This is a genomic window from Streptomyces fradiae (genome assembly GCF_041270065.1).
Classification (GTDB): Bacteria; Actinomycetota; Actinomycetes; order Streptomycetales; family Streptomycetaceae; genus Streptomyces.
The window spans coordinates 5,925,364-5,943,541 of record NZ_CP065958.1; the positions used below are offsets into that span (position 1 = coordinate 5,925,364).

Annotated in this window: 12 protein-coding genes and 1 rRNA gene; 10 read left to right on the forward strand and 3 right to left on the reverse strand. The window is 69.1% G+C overall.

Going from position 1 to position 18,178, the window contains the following annotated elements; translation table 11 throughout:
- Positions 1-81: 81 nt before the first annotated feature.
- A complete protein-coding gene (gene eccCa / locus JAO84_RS27180) occupies positions 82-4,032 on the reverse strand; it encodes a type VII secretion protein EccCa (RefSeq protein ID WP_370415176.1) in 3,951 nt (1,316 codons plus the stop codon).
- A gap of 182 nt (positions 4,033-4,214) precedes the next feature.
- On the opposite strand from eccCa, the gene eccD reads away from it, so the two are divergent.
- From eccD to JAO84_RS27210, 6 genes are all read left to right on the forward strand, one after another.
- Positions 4,215-5,690 (forward strand): type VII secretion integral membrane protein EccD, encoded by a 1,476-nt coding sequence (gene eccD, locus JAO84_RS27185; RefSeq protein WP_370415177.1) that lies wholly within the window; start codon positions 4,215-4,217, stop codon positions 5,688-5,690.
- A 183-nt stretch (positions 5,691-5,873) separates the two neighbouring features.
- On the forward strand, positions 5,874-6,161 hold the full coding sequence (gene rpsO / locus JAO84_RS27190; protein WP_265864476.1) for a 30S ribosomal protein S15: 288 nt from the start codon (positions 5,874-5,876) through the stop codon (positions 6,159-6,161).
- Positions 6,162-6,432: 271 nt separating this feature from the next.
- Complete coding sequence (locus JAO84_RS27195) at positions 6,433-8,643, forward strand: polyribonucleotide nucleotidyltransferase (RefSeq protein ID WP_370415178.1); 2,211 nt, start codon at positions 6,433-6,435, stop codon at positions 8,641-8,643.
- Positions 8,640-10,019 carry a M16 family metallopeptidase gene (locus tag JAO84_RS27200; RefSeq protein ID WP_370415179.1) on the forward strand — a complete coding sequence of 460 codons (1,380 nt, stop codon included), beginning with the start codon at positions 8,640-8,642 and terminating at the stop codon, positions 10,017-10,019. Before JAO84_RS27195 ends, JAO84_RS27200 begins: the two co-directional genes overlap by 4 nt.
- Before the next feature lie 50 nt (positions 10,020-10,069).
- Entirely contained in the window at positions 10,070-10,822 is a 753-nt protein-coding gene (gene dapB / locus JAO84_RS27205) for a 4-hydroxy-tetrahydrodipicolinate reductase (protein ID WP_370415180.1), read from the forward strand.
- A gap of 5 nt (positions 10,823-10,827) precedes the next feature.
- Entirely contained in the window at positions 10,828-11,280 is a 453-nt protein-coding gene (locus JAO84_RS27210) for a hypothetical protein (RefSeq protein ID WP_370415181.1), read from the forward strand.
- Here JAO84_RS27210 and JAO84_RS27215 read toward each other — a convergent pair.
- Together JAO84_RS27215 and JAO84_RS27220 are read right to left on the reverse strand one after the other, a co-directional pair.
- Positions 11,277-11,825 (reverse strand): hypothetical protein, encoded by a 549-nt coding sequence (locus tag JAO84_RS27215; protein ID WP_370415182.1) that lies wholly within the window; start codon positions 11,823-11,825, stop codon positions 11,277-11,279. The two genes, JAO84_RS27210 and JAO84_RS27215, sit on opposite strands and share 4 nt — an antisense overlap.
- 52 nt (positions 11,826-11,877) lie before the next feature.
- The gene (locus JAO84_RS27220) at positions 11,878-12,117 is read right to left on the reverse strand and encodes a hypothetical protein (RefSeq protein ID WP_370415183.1); all 240 of its coding nucleotides are present in this window, start codon (positions 12,115-12,117) and stop codon (positions 11,878-11,880) included.
- Positions 12,118-12,282: 165 nt separating this feature from the next.
- On the opposite strand from JAO84_RS27220, the gene thyX reads away from it, so the two are divergent.
- The 4 genes from thyX to JAO84_RS27240 all read left to right on the forward strand — a co-directional run bounded on the left by thyX (position 12,283) and on the right by JAO84_RS27240 (position 17,988).
- A complete protein-coding gene (gene thyX, locus JAO84_RS27225) occupies positions 12,283-13,026 on the forward strand; it encodes an FAD-dependent thymidylate synthase (RefSeq protein WP_370415184.1) in 744 nt (247 codons plus the stop codon).
- 206 nt (positions 13,027-13,232) lie between these two features.
- On the forward strand, positions 13,233-14,132 hold the full coding sequence (gene dapA, locus JAO84_RS27230; protein ID WP_370415185.1) for a 4-hydroxy-tetrahydrodipicolinate synthase: 900 nt from the start codon (positions 13,233-13,235) through the stop codon (positions 14,130-14,132).
- 141 nt (positions 14,133-14,273) lie between these two features.
- A complete protein-coding gene (locus JAO84_RS27235) occupies positions 14,274-15,959 on the forward strand; it encodes a ribonuclease J (RefSeq protein WP_370415186.1) in 1,686 nt (561 codons plus the stop codon).
- A gap of 503 nt (positions 15,960-16,462) precedes the next feature.
- Positions 16,463-17,988, forward strand: a 16S ribosomal RNA gene (locus tag JAO84_RS27240).
- Positions 17,989-18,178 lie beyond the last annotated feature (190 nt).

Genomic DNA, 18,178 nt, shown 5'->3' on the forward strand with positions numbered 1-18,178 from the left:
GTCCGTCTCGTCGCTCTCACTCGCCTTGCCTGGAGACGTAGGGAGGGTGCGGCGCAGTTCCGCACCCTCCGCACCCGCGGTCTACCGCTCCGGCAGCCGCCCCGTCTGCACCAGCGAAGCCTGGCCCCGGCGGCCCACGAAGTAGCCGCGGCCCGGGGGCATCGGGCGGGGGCGGGCGGTGCCGACGAGGTCGCCCTCGGAGGGGTCGCCGGAGAGGATGACGCCCTGGGCGCCCAGCTCCTTGATGCGCTGCATGAAGGACTCGTACAGGGAGCGGGAGGCGCCCGCGCTGTTGCGGGCGATGATGAAGCGGACGCCCGTGTCGCGGGCGAAGGGCAGGTACTCGGCCAGCGGGGCCAGCGGGTTGCCGGCGCTGGTCGCCACCAGGTCGTAGTCGTCGACGATGATGAAGACCTGCGGGCCCGACCACCAGCTGCGGTCCCGCAGCTGCTGCGGCGTCACGTCCTGCGGCGGCTGGCGGCGGGCGAAGACGCCCGACAGGGCCTCCATGTGCATCTGCATGGAGCTCGCCATCGGCGCGTACTCCAGGAGGTGCTCCTCCGGCAGCGCGCCGAGCAGCGAACGCCGGTAGTCGCCGACGACCAGCTTCGCCTCGTCGGGGGAGTAGCGCTCGCCGATCTGCTTGGCGATGAGCCGCAGCAGATTGGTCTTGCCGGACTCGCTCTCGCCGAAGATCAGCAGGAACGGGTCGGTCTCGAAGTTGACGAAGACCGGCTCCAGGCGCGTCTCGTCGATGCCGATCGCGATGCCGTGCTGCGGGAACTCGAAGCCCTTCGGGAGCTGTTCGGCCGGCAGCTTGTGCGGCAGCAGCCGGACGGCCGGGGCGCCGGGGCCCTGCCAGGCGGTGCGGGCGGCCTCGACGAAGGCCGCCGTGCCTGACGACAGGTCGCTCGCCGAGCTCGATCCGTCGATGCGCGGCAGCGCGCCCATGAAGTGCAGCTTCTCCGGGACCTGGCCGCGGCCGGGCACGCCGGTCGGCACGTTCGCCGCGACCTTGCGGTCGAACTCGGAGTCCATGACGTCACCGAGCCGCAGTTCGAGCCGGCCCAGCATCTGGTCCTTGAGCGCCGCCCGGACCTCCATGTAGCGGGCCGCGGTGATCACCACGTGGATGCCGTAGCCGAGTCCGCGCGAGGCGAGGTCGGAGATGACGGACTCCAGGCCCTCGTACTCGGTGCGGAAACCGCCCCAGCCGTCGATGACCAGGAAGACGTCGCCCCACATCTCGTTCGGCAGCTCGCCCGCCGCGCGCTTGCGCCGGTAGGTCGTCATCGAGTCGATGTTGTGCGAGCGGAAGAACTCCTCGCGCCGGTTCAGCACGCCGAGCACCTCGGCCACCGTGCGCCGCACCCGCTCCGGGTCGAGGCGCGAGGCCACCCCGCCGACGTGCGGCAGTTCGGCCAGCGAGGACATGCCGCCGCCACCGAAGTCGAGGCAGTAGAACTGCACTTCGGCCGGGGTGTGGGTGAGCGCGAACGACGCGACCAGCGAGCGCATCAGGGTCGACTTGCCGGACTGCGGGCCGCCGACCACCATCATGTGGCCCGCCGCCCCCGAGAAGTCCCGGTACAGCACCTCGCGGCGCTGCTCGAACGGCTTGTCGATGAGGCCGAGCGGCACGGTGAGCCCGCCCGGCCGGGTGTACTCGGTCGCCGTGAGGCCCCGGTCCGCGGTCTGCGCGAGCCCGGGAAGCAGCTGGTCGAGCGACGGCGCTTGGTCGAGCGGCGGCAGCCACACCTGGTGGGCCGGCACACCCTGGCCCTCCAGACGGCGCACGATCACGTCGAGGACGGTGTCCGCGAGCGCCTCGTCCTCGTCGTCGCGCCGCGCGGTCAGATACGCCGGGTCCGGCGCCGCGTACACCACGGGCACGGGCGAGGCCGTGAACAGCGCGGGCCGCCGCTCGATCGGCATGCTGCCGGCCTCAAGCCGCGGCCCGCCCGTACGGTACGTGCCCGAGACGTACGCCGCCTTGAAGCGGGTCATCTCGTCCGTACCGAACTTCAGATAGCCCGAACCCGGCACCGACGGCAGGTGGTACGCGTCCGGCACGCCGATCGCCGTGCGCGACTCGGCCGCCGAGAAGGTCCGCAGACCGATCCGGTACGAGAGGTACGTGTCCAGGCCGCGCAGCTTGCCCTCCTCCAGGCGCTGCGAGGCGAGCAGCAGGTGCACACCCAGCGAGCGGCCGATGCGGCCGATCTGGATGAACATGTCGATGAAGTCCGGCTTGGCGGTCAGCAGCTCGCTGAACTCGTCGATGACCAGGACGAGCGAGGCCAGCGGCTCAAGGGGAGCGCCCGCCGCCCGGGCCTTCTCGTAGTCGTGGATGTTGGCGTAGTTGCCCGCCGAGCGCAGCAGCTCCTGCCGCCGCTGCAGCTCTCCGCGGATCGCGTCGCCCATGCGGTCGACCAGCGTCAGGTCGTCCGCCAGGTTGGTGATGACCGCCGCCACGTGCGGCATCTGCGACATGCCCGCGAAGGTCGCGCCGCCCTTGAAGTCCGCGAGGACGAAGTTCAGCGTCTCCGAGGAGTGCGTCACCGCGAGACCGAGCACCAGCGTGCGCAGCAGCTCCGACTTTCCGGAACCCGTCGCACCCACGCACAGACCGTGCGGGCCCATGCCCTCCTGCGCGGCCTCCTTCAGGTCCAGCATGACCGGCGAGCCGTCCTCGCCGACACCGATCGGCACCCGCAGCCGCTCCGCGACCGAACGCGGCCGCCAGGTGCGCGCCACGTCCACCGAGGCAGCGTCGCCCAGGCTCAGCAGATCCGTGAAGTCCAGGTTGGCGAGCAGCGGTTCGTCGTCGTCACCGCCGCCCATCCGCAGCGGCGCCAGCTGCCGGGCCAACGCCTCCGCGGCCTGCGGCGACATGCCGTCCGGCACGCCCTCGTACGCGAAACCGCCGCCCGACTCCAGGCGCAGCCGCCCGGGCCGCACCACCACGGACAGACCGCCGCGCGGCTCGTCGAGCTCGCCCGACACCACCTCGACGATGGTCACGCCCTGCAGGCCCTCGGCCGCCGCGAGCAGCGAGTCCGGCGGCACCAGCCCGCCGTCCAGGACCACCACCACATGCGGCTGGTCCAGGACCGGCTGGCTCTCCCGGCTGAACCGCGGCCGGCCCTCCAGACGAGAGCGCAACAGCTGCTCCAGCTCGCCGAGGTCGTCGCCGAACAGGCGCTTCGTGCCCGCCCCGTCGACCGTGCCCGGCACCTGCGTGTGTGGCAGCCACTTCGTCCAGTCCCAGCGCTCCTGCGCGCCCCGCGCCGCCACCACGGCCACCATCAGGTCGTCGGGGGAGTGCAGGGTCACCAGCTGCGCCACCAGACCGCGCGCCGCGGACTGCGCCGACTCCGGATCGCCGGAGACCGTCACGTGGTAGAAGGCGCGCATCGAGACCGCCATCGGCAGCCCGTCCAGCGTTCCGTGTACCGCCAGGAACTGCTGCATCGCCCCCGCGCACAGCGGCTCCAGCTCGTCCACCGGCGCCGTGTCCGGCGCCACCAGCGGAGTCGCCAACTGCTGGGCGCCGAGCCCGATCCGGGCCTGCGCGAAGTCGTGGTCGCCGACCCGCCGCTCCCAGACCCGAGAGCCCTCCGCGACCACCGACCACAACTGCTCGGGCGCCGGGTGCAGATACAGCTGCGCGTCGCGCTGCTTGCGCGCCGTGCGCCGCACCGTACGCCGGGTCTGCGCGAGGTATTTGAGGTAGTCCCGCCGCACATCGGCCATTTGCCCCTGCGACCCACGGCGGAATCTGACGAACTGGGCGATGGCCATGCCGACCGTCGACGCCAGCATCAGGGTGCCCATGATGCGCATGATCGGCGACGGCGTCATGAAGAAGAACACCACGGACGAACCCATGCCGAGCATCGGCAGGAGCTGCATCAACGCGGACTCCTGCTGCCCCCGCGGCAGTTCCGGCGGGGACTCCAGGACCAGTTGCTCACCGGGTACTTCCGGAGGAAGAGACCTCGGCGGGCGTTTGACGACGATCTGGCTCACCGGCGCATCAATCCCTCGTTACGGGCGGGCTCGGGGAGGATTCACCGCACCAGCGCCCCCGTCGACTGTGTTTCGATGCGGACTCCCCCGTGAGAGCAGGATCCTACTTGCAGCCACTGTCGGTGGTCCCCGGTAGGGTGTCGCCGCAGTGTGCGCAACCGCGAATCAGGGGGTCCAGACACGTGAGTACGACCGCAGCGACCGGCTTCTGCCGCGTCACCGTCGTGGCGCCGGACAGCCGCATCGACGTCGCACTCCCCGAGGACATCGCCGTCGCCGACGTCTACCCGGAGATCCTCCGGCTCACCGGGCAGAGCCAGCCGGCCGGCGCCCCCACCGGATACCACCTGGTGCGCCGCGACGGCACCGTCCTCGACGGCGCCCGCACGCTGGCCGCCCAACAGGTCCTCGACGGCGAGGTGCTGAGCCTGCGCCCCTTCGCGCAGTCCCTCCCGCCGGCCGTCTTCGACGACGTGTCCGACGCCGTCGCCTCCGCCGTCACCCGCGACCGGCACCTGTGGAGCGACGACCTGCTGCGCGGCGCCGGACTCGTCGGCGGCGTGCTGCTCCTCGTCCTCATGGGCTTCGTGCTCTGGTTCGCCGACCCGGTCCGGCACGACATGCACGGCCTGCCCGGCGTCATCGCCGGCGCGGCCGGCGTGCTCCTCACCGCCTTCGCCGGCGTCCGCGCCCGGGTGTACGGGGACCGGGCCACCGCCGTCGGTCTCGGCCTCGGCGCGCTGCCGCTGCTGCTGATCGCCGGCTCCGGCATCCTCGCCCCGGACGCCGGCCAGGGACCCGGCCGGCTGCAGTTCCTGATGGGCTGCGTCACCGTCCTGGTCGCCTCCGTCGCCCTGGTCGCGCTCACCCCCAGCGGTGACGCCCCGTTCGTCGCCGCGACCTTCCTGGCCACCGTCGGCACCCTCGCCACCTTCGTCGCGATCCTCACCGAGGCCTCCGCCACCCAGACGGCCGCCGTCTGCGTGCCCGTCGCGATCGGCCTGGTCGCCTTCCTGCCGAGCCTGTCCGCCCGCTTCGCCCGGCTGCCCATCGGCTACGCCTCCCCGCGCAGCGCCGCCGACGAAGAGTTCCTCGCCGACCCGCACCAGCCGGCCGCCCCCGACGCGCAGCCCGTCGACGGCGAGCGGATCGCGCTCCAGGCCCGCCGAGGCCACGAGATGCTGCTCGGCCTGGTCGGCGGCTGCGCCGCCGTCGTCGTCGGCGCCTCGGCCGTCCTCGGCTTCGCCGGGAACATGTGGGGCCAGCTGCTCGCCCTCGCCGCCGGCCTGGCGATGCTGCTGCGCGCCCGCCTCTTCCGCTACACCTCGCAGGTCGCCTGCGTCCTGGTCGCCGGCCTCGCCGCGATCGCCCTGCTGGTCCTCGGCCTGTCCCTGAACCCGCCGGTCGACCTGGTGACGGACCTCCTGATGTACGGGGACCGCGGCGGCCTCGACATCCGTACGATCTGGCTGACCGCGGCCGTCGCCGCCGGCGCCGCCCTGGTCACCGCGATCGGCCTGATCATCCCCCGCAAGGGCCTCTCGCCCTTCTGGGGCCGGCTGCTCGACCTCACCGAGGGCTTCGTGCTGCTCTCCCTGGTCCCGCTGTGCCTCGCCGTCCTCGACGTCTTCATGCGGGCCCGCTCGCTGACCAGCTGAGGTCACCTAAGGGACCCTGAGGTGACCTGGTACGCTGTGTGACGGCCGTTTGTGTACGCGCTTCCGGAACCCCACGGGAATCGGGAAGCAGCGCTCATCGGACCTTCGCCCCCGAGTCACCGAAGCTTCCCCTGAGACCAAGACCAGGGGCACTCGCGGGCGCACGAACCAGAGGAGATCCGCGTGGCTCTCGACACCGCTGTCAAGAAGCAGATCATGGCCGAGTTCGGCACCAAGGAGGGCGACACCGGCTCCCCCGAGGTCCAGGTCGCGATGCTTTCCCGCCGCATCTCGGACCTGACCGAGCACCTCAAGACCCACAAGCACGACCACCACTCCCGTCGTGGTCTGCTGATCCTGGTCGGTCAGCGTCGCCGCCTGCTGCAGTACCTGGCCAAGAAGGACATCCAGCGCTTCCGTACGCTGGTCGACCGCCTCGGCATCCGCCGCGGTGCGGCCGGCGCCAAGTAAGTCGCTGTGAAGGGAGCGGTTCCCACTTTCAGGGGGCCGCTCCCTTTGCTGTACGTGCGCGATGTACCTCCCGGCACTTAGTCTGGTCACACAACGCCACATCCACGCGCGAGAAGCAGCCGGCACGCCGCCGGTCCTCGGTAGTGGCCCCCGGGCATGGTTCCCGGGAGCTTCGATCGAAGACCGGCCCGCCACGACACCGCTTCTCCCGCACCGTCCGCACGCCACACGGGCCCGCGGACGCAAAGACGAAACGTAGGAGAAACCGCTAGTGGAGAACGAGACCCACTACGCCGAGGCCGTCATCGACAACGGCGCCTTCGGCACCCGCACCATCCGCTTCGAGACGGGCCGCCTGGCCCGCCAGGCCGCCGGCTCCGCCGTCGCCTACCTGGACGACGACACCATGGTGCTCTCCGCGACCACCGCGTCGAAGAAGCCCAAGGACCAGCTCGACTTCTTCCCCCTCACGGTGGACGTCGAGGAGCGGATGTACGCCGCCGGCAAGATCCCCGGCTCCTTCTTCCGCCGCGAGGGCCGGCCCTCCGAGGACGCGATCCTCACCTGCCGCCTGATCGACCGCCCGCTGCGCCCGTCCTTCAAGAAGGGCCTGCGCAACGAGATCCAGGTCGTCGAGACGATCATGGCGCTCAACCCCGACCACCTCTACGACGTGGTCGCCATCAACGCCGCCTCCTGCTCCACGCAGCTGGCCGGCCTGCCCTTCTCCGGCCCGATCGGCGGCACCCGTGTCGCCCTGATCAACGGCCAGTGGGTCGCCTTCCCGACGCACACCGAGCTCGAGGACGCCGTCTTCGACATGGTGGTCGCCGGTCGCGTCCTGGAGGACGGCGACGTCGCGATCATGATGGTCGAGGCCGAGGCCACCGAGAAGACCATCGAGCTCGTCAAGGGCGGCGCCGAGGCGCCGACCGAGGAGATCGTGGCCGCCGGTCTCGAGGCCGCGAAGCCGTTCATCAAGGTCCTCTGCAAGGCGCAGTCCGACCTCGCCGCCAAGGCCGCCAAGCCCGAGGGCGAGTTCCCGATCTTCCTCGACTACGAGGACGACGTCTACGCCGCTCTCTCCGACGCCGTCCGCGGCGAGCTGGCCCAGGCGCTCACCATCGCCGGCAAGCAGGAGCGCGAGGCCGAGCTGGACCGCGTCAAGGTCCTCGCGGGCGAGAAGCTCCTCCCGGCCTTCGAGGGCCGCGAGAAGGAGATCTCCGCCGCCTACCGCAGCCTCACCAAGGCCCTGGTCCGCGAGCGCGTCATCAAGGACAAGGTCCGCATCGACGGCCGCGGCGTCACGGACATCCGTACGCTGGCCGCCGAGGTCGAGGCCATCCCGCGCGTGCACGGCTCCGCCCTGTTCGAGCGTGGCGAGACCCAGATCCTGGGCGTCACCACCCTCAACATGCTCCGCATGGAGCAGCAGCTGGACACCCTCTCCCCGGTGACCCGCAAGCGCTACATGCACAACTACAACTTCCCGCCGTACTCCACCGGCGAGACCGGCCGCGTCGGCTCCCCGAAGCGCCGCGAGATCGGCCACGGCGCCCTCGCCGAGCGCGCCCTCGTGCCGGTCCTGCCGACCCGCGAGGAGTTCCCCTACGCGATCCGCCAGGTGTCCGAGGCCCTCGGCTCCAACGGCTCGACGTCCATGGGCTCGGTCTGCGCCTCCACCATGTCGCTGCTGAACGCCGGTGTGCCGCTCAAGGCCCCCGTCGCCGGTATCGCCATGGGTCTGATCTCCCAGGAGATCGACGGCGAGACGCACTACGTCACCCTCACCGACATCCTCGGTGCGGAGGACGCCTTCGGCGACATGGACTTCAAGGTCGCCGGTACGAAGGAGTTCGTCACCGCCCTCCAGCTCGACACCAAGCTGGACGGCATCCCGGCCTCCGTCCTGGCCGCGGCCCTCAAGCAGGCCCGCGACGCCCGCCTCCACATCCTCGACGTGATGATGGAAGCGATCGACACCCCGGACGAGATGTCCCCCAACGCCCCGCGGATCATCACCGTCAAGATCCCCGTGGACAAGATCGGCGAGGTCATCGGCCCCAAGGGCAAGATGATCAACCAGATCCAGGAGGACACCGGCGCCGAGATCACGATCGAGGACGACGGCACCATCTACATCGGTGCCGCCGACGGCCCGGCCGCCGAGGCCGCCCGCGCCACGATCAACGGCATCGCCAACCCGACCATGCCGGAGGTCGGCGAGCGCTACCTGGGCACGGTCGTCAAGACCACCACCTTCGGTGCCTTCGTCTCGCTCATGCCCGGCAAGGACGGCCTGCTGCACATCTCGCAGATCCGCAAGCTCGCCGGTGGCAAGCGCGTGGAGAACGTCGAGGACGTGCTCGCGGTCGGCGCCAAGGTCCAGGTCGAGATCGCCGAGATCGACCAGCGCGGCAAGCTCTCCCTCATCCCCGTGATCGAGGGCGAGGACGAGAAGAAGGACGACACCGACCAGTGACGTCCCGCAGTTCCGCGACGACGGCCCGCCCCTCCACCGAGGGGCGGGCCGTCGCCCGTACCCAAACGCTTCTGCCCGGCAAGGACGGCATCGGCACCGTCCGCCGCACCACCCTCCCCGGCGGTCTCCGCGTCGTCACCGAGACCCTGCCCTCGGTGCGCTCCGCCACCTTCGGCATCTGGGCGCATGTCGGCTCCCGCGACGAGACCCCGGCGCTGAACGGCGCCACCCACTACCTGGAGCACCTCCTCTTCAAGGGCACCAAGCAGCGCTCCGCCCTCGACATCTCCGCCGCGATCGACGCGGTCGGCGGCGAGATGAACGCCTTCACGGCGAAGGAGTACACCTGTTACTACGCCCGGGTCCTCGACACCGACCTGCCGCTGGCGATCGACGTCGTCTGCGACATGCTCACGGGCTCGCTCATCCTCGACTCCGACGTGGACGCCGAGCGCGGCGTCATCCTCGAGGAGATCGCGATGACCGAGGACGACCCCGGCGACATGGTGCACGACCTGTTCGCGCAGACCATGTTCGGCGACACCCCGCTGGGCCGCCCGGTCCTCGGCACCGTCGACACCATCAACGCGCTCACCCGGGACCAGGTCGCCCGCTTCTACAAGAAGCACTACGACCCCACCCACCTGGTGGTCGCGGCCGCGGGCAACGTCGACCACGCCACCGTCGTACGGCAGGTCCGCCGCGCCTTCGAACAGGCCGGCGCCCTCGGCCGCGACGGCGCCGCGCCGATCGCCCCCCGCGACGGCCGGCGCACCCTGCGGACGGCCGGCCGGGTCGAGCTGCTCGGCCGCAAGACCGAGCAGGCGCACGTGGTCCTCGGCATGCCGGGCCTGGCCCGCACCGACGAGCGCCGCTGGGCCCTCGGCGTGCTGAACACCGCCCTCGGCGGCGGCATGTCCTCCCGCCTCTTCCAGGAGGTCCGGGAGAAGCGCGGCCTGGCCTACAGCGTCTACTCGTACACCTCGGGATTCGCCGACTGCGGCCTGTTCGGCGTGTACGCGGGCTGCCGCCCCAGCCAGGTCCACGACGTGCTGAAGATCTGCCGGGACGAGCTCGACAAGGTGGCCGCCGACGGTCTCACCGACGACGAGATCGCCCGCGCCATCGGCCAGCTCTCCGGCTCCACGGTCCTCGGCCTGGAGGACACCGGAGCGCTGATGAACCGCATCGGCAAGAGCGAGCTGTGCTGGGGCACCCAGATGTCCGTCGACGACATGCTGACCCGGATCGCCGCCGTCACCCCCGACGACGTGCGTGAGGTGGCGCGCGATGTACTGGAGCAGCGGCCCTCGCTCTCGGTGATAGGCCCGCTGAAGGACAAGCAGGCGAGCCGCCTCCACGAAGCGGTCTCCTGACCGCCGAGTCCCTCGACGAGTACGAGTACGAGTACGAGTAAGGAAGAGCAATGAGCAAGCTGCGCGTGGCGGTCCTCGGAGCCCAGGGCCGGATCGGCTCCGAGGCGGTCAGAGCGGTCGAGGCCGCCGAGGACATGGAACTGGTCGCGGCCCTCGGCCGCGGCGACAAGCTGGAGACGCTCGTCGAGGCGGGCGCCCAGGTCGTCGTCGAGCTGACCACCCCCGGCTCGGTCATGGGCAACCTCGACTTCTGCGTGCGCCACGGCATCCACGCGGTCGTCGGCACCACCGGCTGGACCGAGGAGCGCCTCGCGCAGCTGCGGGACTGGCTCGCCCAGTTCCCGCAGACCGGTGTCCTGATCGCCCCGAACTTCTCCATCGGCGCGGTCCTCACCATGAAGTTCGCGCAGCTCGCCGCGCCGTACTTCGAGTCGGTCGAGGTCGTCGAGCTGCACCACCCGAACAAGGTGGACGCCCCCTCCGGCACCGCCACCCGCACCGCCCAGCTGATCGCCGCGGCCCGCGCCGAGGCCGGCCTGGGCGCCCAGCCGGACGCGACCACCACCGCCCTGGACGGGGCGCGCGGCGCGGACGTGGACGGCGTCCCGGTGCACGCCGTACGCCTGCGGGGCCTGCTGGCCCACCAGGAGGTGCTGCTCGGCGGCGAGGGCGAGACCCTCACCGTCCGGCACGACTCGCTGCACCACTCCAGCTTCATGCCGGGCATCCTGCTGGCCGCCCGCCGCGTGACCACCGTCCCGGGCCTCACCTTCGGTCTGGAACACTTCCTGGACCTGGGCTGACGACCATGGGCGGAAAGATCACGTACGTCTTCCTCGCCACCATCCTGGTGCTGGTCTTCGGGGTGGTGGCCATGGAGGGCGTCCTGCTGCTCCTCACCGGCGAGCCGGCCGCCATGGGCATGGGCGCCATAGCGTTCCTGCTGCCGGTCGTCGGCACCTGGTTCCTGTGGCAGAACACCCGCTTCGCGCGCCGCGCCAACCGGCTGGCCGCCGAGTTGGAGGCCGAGGGCGGACTGCCCGTCGACGAGCTGAAGCGCACCCAGGGCGGCCGGATCGACCGCGACTCGGCCGACGAGGTCTTCGCCCGTCGCAAGGCCGAGACGGAGGACGCCCCGGACGACTGGCGCTCCTGGTTCCGCCTCGCGGTCGCCTACCACGACGCCCGCGACACCCCGCGCGCCCGCAAGGCGATGCAGCGCGCGATCACGCTGCACGACGCGGCGCGGGCGACGTCCTAGCGCGCGCCCGCGTACTCCGCGTTCCAGGCCTCGACCGTGTCCGCCGCGCGGTCGAACGCCTCGACGCGGGAGAGGAAGTCGGCGTTGTGGTCGGTCAGCAGCGGCGTCTGCTCGCCGTTTCGCCGTACGAGGATCAGGGCCTGGCCCTGGACGGTGCGGGGGAGGCCCAGCCAGCGCACGGGCTGCTGGACGGTGCGCACGCCGTCCGCCTGGTGCCAGGGCAGGGTGCTCGTCGTGAAGAAGCGGACGTGCCGCAGGCCGGCCCGGCTGACCCAGACGCCCATGCGCAGGCTGCGCAGCGCGGCGGCGATGATCACCGCGGCGAAGCCGAAGGTGAACATGGCCCCGCCGGGCGCCCCCGCGGCGGCGATGATCACGGCGGCGAGCAGCACGAACGAGGCGAGCAGCAGCGCGAGCGCGGCGAGCCCCACCCGCCACGGCCCGGGCCGGTACGGACGCCGCCACTGGTCGTGGTCGACGAACGGCAGCGCGATGTCCTCGGCCGCGTCGAAGTCGCGGTCGGCCGTCAGGAAGGGCAGGGGCACGACAGGTCCTCACTCACAAGCACGTTCGGTGGCTGTGCCCGGTGAGGCTACCTCAGCGGCCGTCGGATGCCTCGGACTGATGCTGCCGGCCGCCCGCGTCCCCGCCGCCGAGGGCCGGCATGCCGAAGACCAGGGAGCCGACGAGGCCCGCGACGACGGTGAGACCGAGGAGGCCGCGGCCGAGGTACTGGGAGGCGGTGAGACGTTCCTTCGGCGGGGGAGTGACGTTACTGCGGAAGTGGTCGGACTCCGCGACGAACGCGAACGGGACGGCCTCTCGCCGGCGCAGCATGGGGCACTCTCCTCTGGGTTGTGGGGTTCGTCTGTGTGTCACAGGTACAGACGAGCGATCGGGCGCTTTGGTGCCGATTTTTCATCAAAGCGGCCCAATCTCATCCTTGAGACGTAGGTGGATAGAGTGGGCGACTGCAACGAGCCCCGCCGGGAAGGACCGCTGGTGACCGACACCCCCACCGAGCACGACGCGAAGATCGACCTCAGGAGCGACGTCACCGTCGAGCTGGTCAAGAGCGCCGCGGCCGACTCCGACGTCCTCTGGGCGGCCCGGGTGTCCACGGCCGGCGAGCAGTCCCTCGAAGAGCTGCAGAAGGACCCGGAGCGCTCCAAGGGCCTGATCAACTACCTGATGCGGGACCGCCACGGCAGCCCCTTCGAGCACAACTCGATGACCTTCTTCATCAGCGCCCCGATCTTCGTGTTCCGCGAGTTCATGCGGCACCGGGTGGGCTGGTCGTACAACGAGGAGTCCGGCCGCTACAGGGAGCTCCAGCCGGTCTTCTACGTGCCCGACGCGTCCCGCAAGCTGGTCCAGGAGGGCCGCCCGGGCAAGTACGTGTTCGTCGAGGGCACCCAGGCGCAGCACGAGCTGACCGGCCGCGCCATGGAGGACTCGTACCGCCAGGCGTACGCCACCTATCAGGAGATGCTGGCCGCCGGCGTGGCCCGCGAGGTCGCCCGTTCGGTCCTGCCGGTGGGTCTCTACTCCTCGATGTACGCCACCTGCAACGCGCGCTCGCTGATGCACTTCCTCGGTCTGCGCACCCAGCACGAGCTGGCCGCTGTGCCGTCCTTCCCGCAGCGGGAGATCGAGATGGTGGGCGAGAAGATGGAGGAGCAGTGGGCCCGGCTGATGCCGCTGACCCACGCCGCCTTCAACAAGAACGGCCGGGTCGCGCCGTAACCCGTGACCGGGGGGCGCACGCCGGGGGCGCACATAAGTACGAACATCTCCGGCGAAGTGTCCGTATTGCGACGTTTCGTGAAGTTCATCTAGGCTGATCAAACGGACCCGGCACTGCTTGAACCCCCGAGCAGGCAGTGCCGGGCTCCCCTTATCGCGTCCCCCGAGGGGACCCCCGGCGCTGAGCAGCGAGTAGCGTGTTACCCATGGCTCCGATCTCCACTCCGCAGACCCCCTTCGGGCGGGTCCTCACCGCCATGGTCACGCCCTTCACGGCGGACGGCGCACTCGACCTCGACGGTGCCCAGCGACTCGCCGCCCATCTGGTCGACGCCGGCAACGACGGTCTCGTCGTCAACGGCACCACCGGCGAGTCCCCGACCACCACCGACGCGGAGAAATCGCAGCTCGTACGGGCCGTACTGGAGGCGGTCGGCGACCGCGCCCACGTCGTCGCCGGCATCGGAACCAACGACACCCACCACACCCTGGAGCTCGCCCGCGCCGCCGAGCGCGACGGCGCACACGGCCTGCTCGCCGTCACGCCGTACTACAACAAGCCCTCGCAGGAGGGCCTGTACCGGCACTTCTCGGCCATTGCCGACGCCACCGAGCTCCCGGTGATGCTGTACGACATCCCCGGCCGCAGCGGCGTCCCGATCGACACCGAGACCATCGTCCGGCTCGCCGAGCACCCGCGGATCGTCGCCAACAAGGACGCCAAGGGTGACCTCGGCCGGGCCAGCTGGGCCATCGCCCGATCCGGCCTCGCCTGGTACTCCGGCGACGACATGCTCAACCTGCCGCTGCTCTCCGTCGGCGCCTGCGGCTTCGTCTCCGTCGTCGGCCACGTCGTCGCCCCGGAGCTCCGGGCCCTCCTCGACGCCTACCTCGCCGGTGACGTCCAGAAGGCCACCGAGATCCACCAGCGGCTGCTTCCGGTCTTCACCGGCATGTTCCGCACCCAGGGAGTCATGACCACCAAGGCCGCCCTTGCCCTCCAGGGCCTCCCGGCCGGCCCCCTGCGCCTGCCGCTCGTCGAGCTCTCCGCCGAGGAGACCGCCCAGCTCAAGGTCGATCTGGCCGCCGGCGGGGTACAGCTCTGACAACAGACTTCACAACCGAAGATCCGTAACTGAACACGCGTAAATGAACACTCGTAACTGAAGACACACACAGCAAGTGCACGAATGTCATGCGCGCCACGTGCCCGAGCGGTACGTGGCGCGTGTGGTGAGGAGAGTCTTTTGAGCCATCCGCATCCCGAACTCGGCGCCCCGCCGAAGCTGGCCAAGGGCGGCCTGCGCGTCACGCCGCTCGGCGGCCTCGGTGAGATCGGCCGCAACATGACGGTCTTCGAGTACGACGGCCGTCTGCTCATCGTCGACTGCGGCGTCCTCTTCCCCGAGGAGGAGCAGCCCGGCGTCGACCTGATCCTGCCGGACTTCACCACCATCCAGGACCGTCTCGACGACATCGTCGGCATCGTCCTGACCCACGGCCACGAGGACCACATCGGCGGTGTGCCGTACCTGCTCCGCATGAAGCAGGACATCCCGCTCATCGGCTCCAAGCTGACCCTCGCCCTGATCGAGGCCAAGCTCCAGGAGCACCGGATCCGTCCGCTCACCCTCGAGGTGGCGGAGGGGGACCGTGAGCGGCTCGGCCCCTTCGACTGCGAGTTCATCGCCGTCAACCACTCCATCCCCGACGCCCTGGCCGTCGCCATCCGCACCCCCGCGGGCATGGCCGTCCACACCGGCGACTTCAAGATGGACCAGCTCCCGCTGGACAACCGCCTCACCGACCTGCACGCCTTCGCGCGGCTGAGCGAGGAGGGCATCGACCTCCTGCTCACCGACTCGACGAACGCCGAGGTCCCGGGCTTCACCGCACACGAGCGCGACATCTCCAACGTCCTGCGCAACGTGTTCGCCAACGCCCAGAAGCGCATCATCGTGGCCAGCTTCGCCAGCCACGTGCACCGCATCCAGCAGATCCTGGACGCCGCCCACGAGTACGGCCGCCGGGTCGCCTTCGTCGGCCGCTCGATGGTCCGCAACATGGGCATCGCCCGCGACCTCGGCTATCTGCGGGTCCCCGCCGGCCTCGTCGTGGACGTGAAGACCCTCGACGACCTGCCGGACGACGAGGTCGTGCTCGTCTGTACGGGTTCCCAGGGCGAGCCCATGGCCGCCCTCTCCCGGATGGCCAACCGCGACCACCAGATCCGGATCGTCCCCGGTGACACCGTGATCCTGGCGTCGTCCCTGATCCCGGGCAACGAGAACGCGGTCTACCGCGTGATCAACGGCCTGACCCGCTGGGGCGCCAACGTCGTCCACAAGGGCAACGCCAAGGTCCACGTCTCGGGCCACGCCTCGGCCGGCGAGCTGCTGTACTTCTACAACATCTGCAAGCCGAAGAACCTCATGCCGGTCCACGGCGAATGGCGCCATCTGCGCGCCAACGCCGAGCTCGGCGCGATGACGGGCATCCCGAAGGACCACATCGTCATCGCCGAGGACGGCGTCGTCGTCGACCTGGTCGACGGCCGCGCCCGCATCACCGGCAAGGTCCAGGCCGGTTACGTGTACGTGGACGGCCTCTCGGTCGGCGACGTCATCGAGGCATCCCTCAAGGACCGCCGCATCCTCGGCGAGGAGGGCATCATCTCGGTCTTCATCGTCGTGGACTCCTCCACCGGCAAGATCGTGGGCGGCCCGAACGTCCACGCCCGGGGCTCCGGCATCGAGGACTCCGCCTTCGACGCGGTGCTCCCGAAGATCGACCAGGCCCTGAACAAGTCCGCCCAGGACGGCGTGGTCGAGCCCCACCAGCTCCAGCAGCTGATCCGTCGCACGGTCGGCAAGTGGGTCTCCGACACCTACCGCCGCCGCCCGATGATCCTCCCGGTGGTCGTGGAGGTCTGACGACCCGTCGCGTACGGCCGGGAGGGGGGCGCCTCGATTTGCATCGGGGCGCCCCCCTCCAGTACGTTTACGGCTCCGCCAGAGGGGAAGCTCCGGGCACCAGTGCGTGCCTGGAGGATGAACCGGGAGGCGGAAATTCCGACTCAGAACTTCTGATAAAGTCGGAACGCGCCGGAAGGCCTCGAAAACGAAAGTAATCGGGACCGGAAAGCACCGAGGAAATCGGATCGGAAAGATCTGATAGAGTCGGAAACGAAGGAAGCGCCCGGAGGAAAGCCCGCGAGGGTGAGTACAAAGGAAGCGTCCGCACCTTGAGAACTCAACAGCGTGCCAAAAATCAACGCCAGATTAGTTGATACCCCGTCCATCTTCGGATGGTCGAGGTTCCTTTGAAAAAGTCCTTCCGCGAGGAAGGCGCACAGCGAGGACGCTGTGAACAGTCGGCCACATTCCGGCATGACTGTTCCGCTCTCGTGTGTGTTGCACCGGATTACCGGTAAACATTCACGGAGAGTTTGATCCTGGCTCAGGACGAACGCTGGCGGCGTGCTTAACACATGCAAGTCGAACGATGAAGCCCTTCGGGGTGGATTAGTGGCGAACGGGTGAGTAACACGTGGGCAATCTGCCCTTCACTCTGGGACAAGCCCTGGAAACGGGGTCTAATACCGGATACGAGTCTCGAGGGCATCTTCGAGACTGGAAAGCTCCGGCGGTGAAGGATGAGCCCGCGGCCTATCAGCTTGTTGGTGAGGTAACGGCTCACCAAGGCGACGACGGGTAGCCGGCCTGAGAGGGCGACCGGCCACACTGGGACTGAGACACGGCCCAGACTCCTACGGGAGGCAGCAGTGGGGAATATTGCACAATGGGCGAAAGCCTGATGCAGCGACGCCGCGTGAGGGATGACGGCCTTCGGGTTGTAAACCTCTTTCAGCAGGGAAGAAGCGAAAGTGACGGTACCTGCAGAAGAAGCGCCGGCTAACTACGTGCCAGCAGCCGCGGTAATACGTAGGGCGCAAGCGTTGTCCGGAATTATTGGGCGTAAAGAGCTCGTAGGCGGCTTGTCACGTCGGGTGTGAAAGCCCGGGGCTTAACCCCGGGTCTGCATCCGATACGGGCAGGCTAGAGTGTGGTAGGGGAGATCGGAATTCCTGGTGTAGCGGTGAAATGCGCAGATATCAGGAGGAACACCGGTGGCGAAGGCGGATCTCTGGGCCATTACTGACGCTGAGGAGCGAAAGCGTGGGGAGCGAACAGGATTAGATACCCTGGTAGTCCACGCCGTAAACGTTGGGAACTAGGTGTTGGCGACATTCCACGTCGTCGGTGCCGCAGCTAACGCATTAAGTTCCCCGCCTGGGGAGTACGGCCGCAAGGCTAAAACTCAAAGGAATTGACGGGGGCCCGCACAAGCAGCGGAGCATGTGGCTTAATTCGACGCAACGCGAAGAACCTTACCAAGGCTTGACATATACCGGAAACATCCAGAGATGGGTGCCCCCTTGTGGTCGGTATACAGGTGGTGCATGGCTGTCGTCAGCTCGTGTCGTGAGATGTTGGGTTAAGTCCCGCAACGAGCGCAACCCTTGTCCTGTGTTGCCAGCATGCCCTTCGGGGTGATGGGGACTCACAGGAGACCGCCGGGGTCAACTCGGAGGAAGGTGGGGACGACGTCAAGTCATCATGCCCCTTATGTCTTGGGCTGCACACGTGCTACAATGGCCGGTACAAAGAGCTGCGATGCCGTGAGGCGGAGCGAATCTCAAAAAGCCGGTCTCAGTTCGGATTGGGGTCTGCAACTCGACCCCATGAAGTCGGAGTTGCTAGTAATCGCAGATCAGCATTGCTGCGGTGAATACGTTCCCGGGCCTTGTACACACCGCCCGTCACGTCACGAAAGTCGGTAACACCCGAAGCCGGTGGCCCAACCCCTTGTGGGAGGGAGCTGTCGAAGGTGGGACTGGCGATTGGGACGAAGTCGTAACAAGGTAGCCGTACCGGAAGGTGCGGCTGGATCACCTCCTTTCTAAGGAGCACAGTACCGATTGCGAGCAAACGTCTCGCACGGTCAGCTCATGGGTGGAACGTTGATTAGTTGGCGTGAGTGGCCTGATGGTCTTCCTAGTACTGCTTCGGCGTGGAACGGAACGGCACGGACGGTGCTCACGCTTGGCACGTTGTTGGGTATCTGAGGGTACGGCCGAAAGGTCTTGCCT

Bases quoted from the DNA above. Each gene is read 5' to 3' on its own strand.
- dapB (WP_370415180.1), top strand. From the start codon at position 10,070: ATGAGCAAGCTGCGCGTGGCGGTCCTCGGAGCCCAGGGCCGGATCGGC.
- dapA (WP_370415185.1), top strand. From the start codon at position 13,233: ATGGCTCCGATCTCCACTCCGCAGACCCCCTTCGGGCGGGTCCTCACC.
- JAO84_RS27210 (WP_370415181.1), top strand. From the start codon at position 10,828: ATGGGCGGAAAGATCACGTACGTCTTCCTCGCCACCATCCTGGTGCTG.
- JAO84_RS27220 (WP_370415183.1), bottom strand. From the start codon at position 12,117: ATGCTGCGCCGGCGAGAGGCCGTCCCGTTCGCGTTCGTCGCGGAGTCC.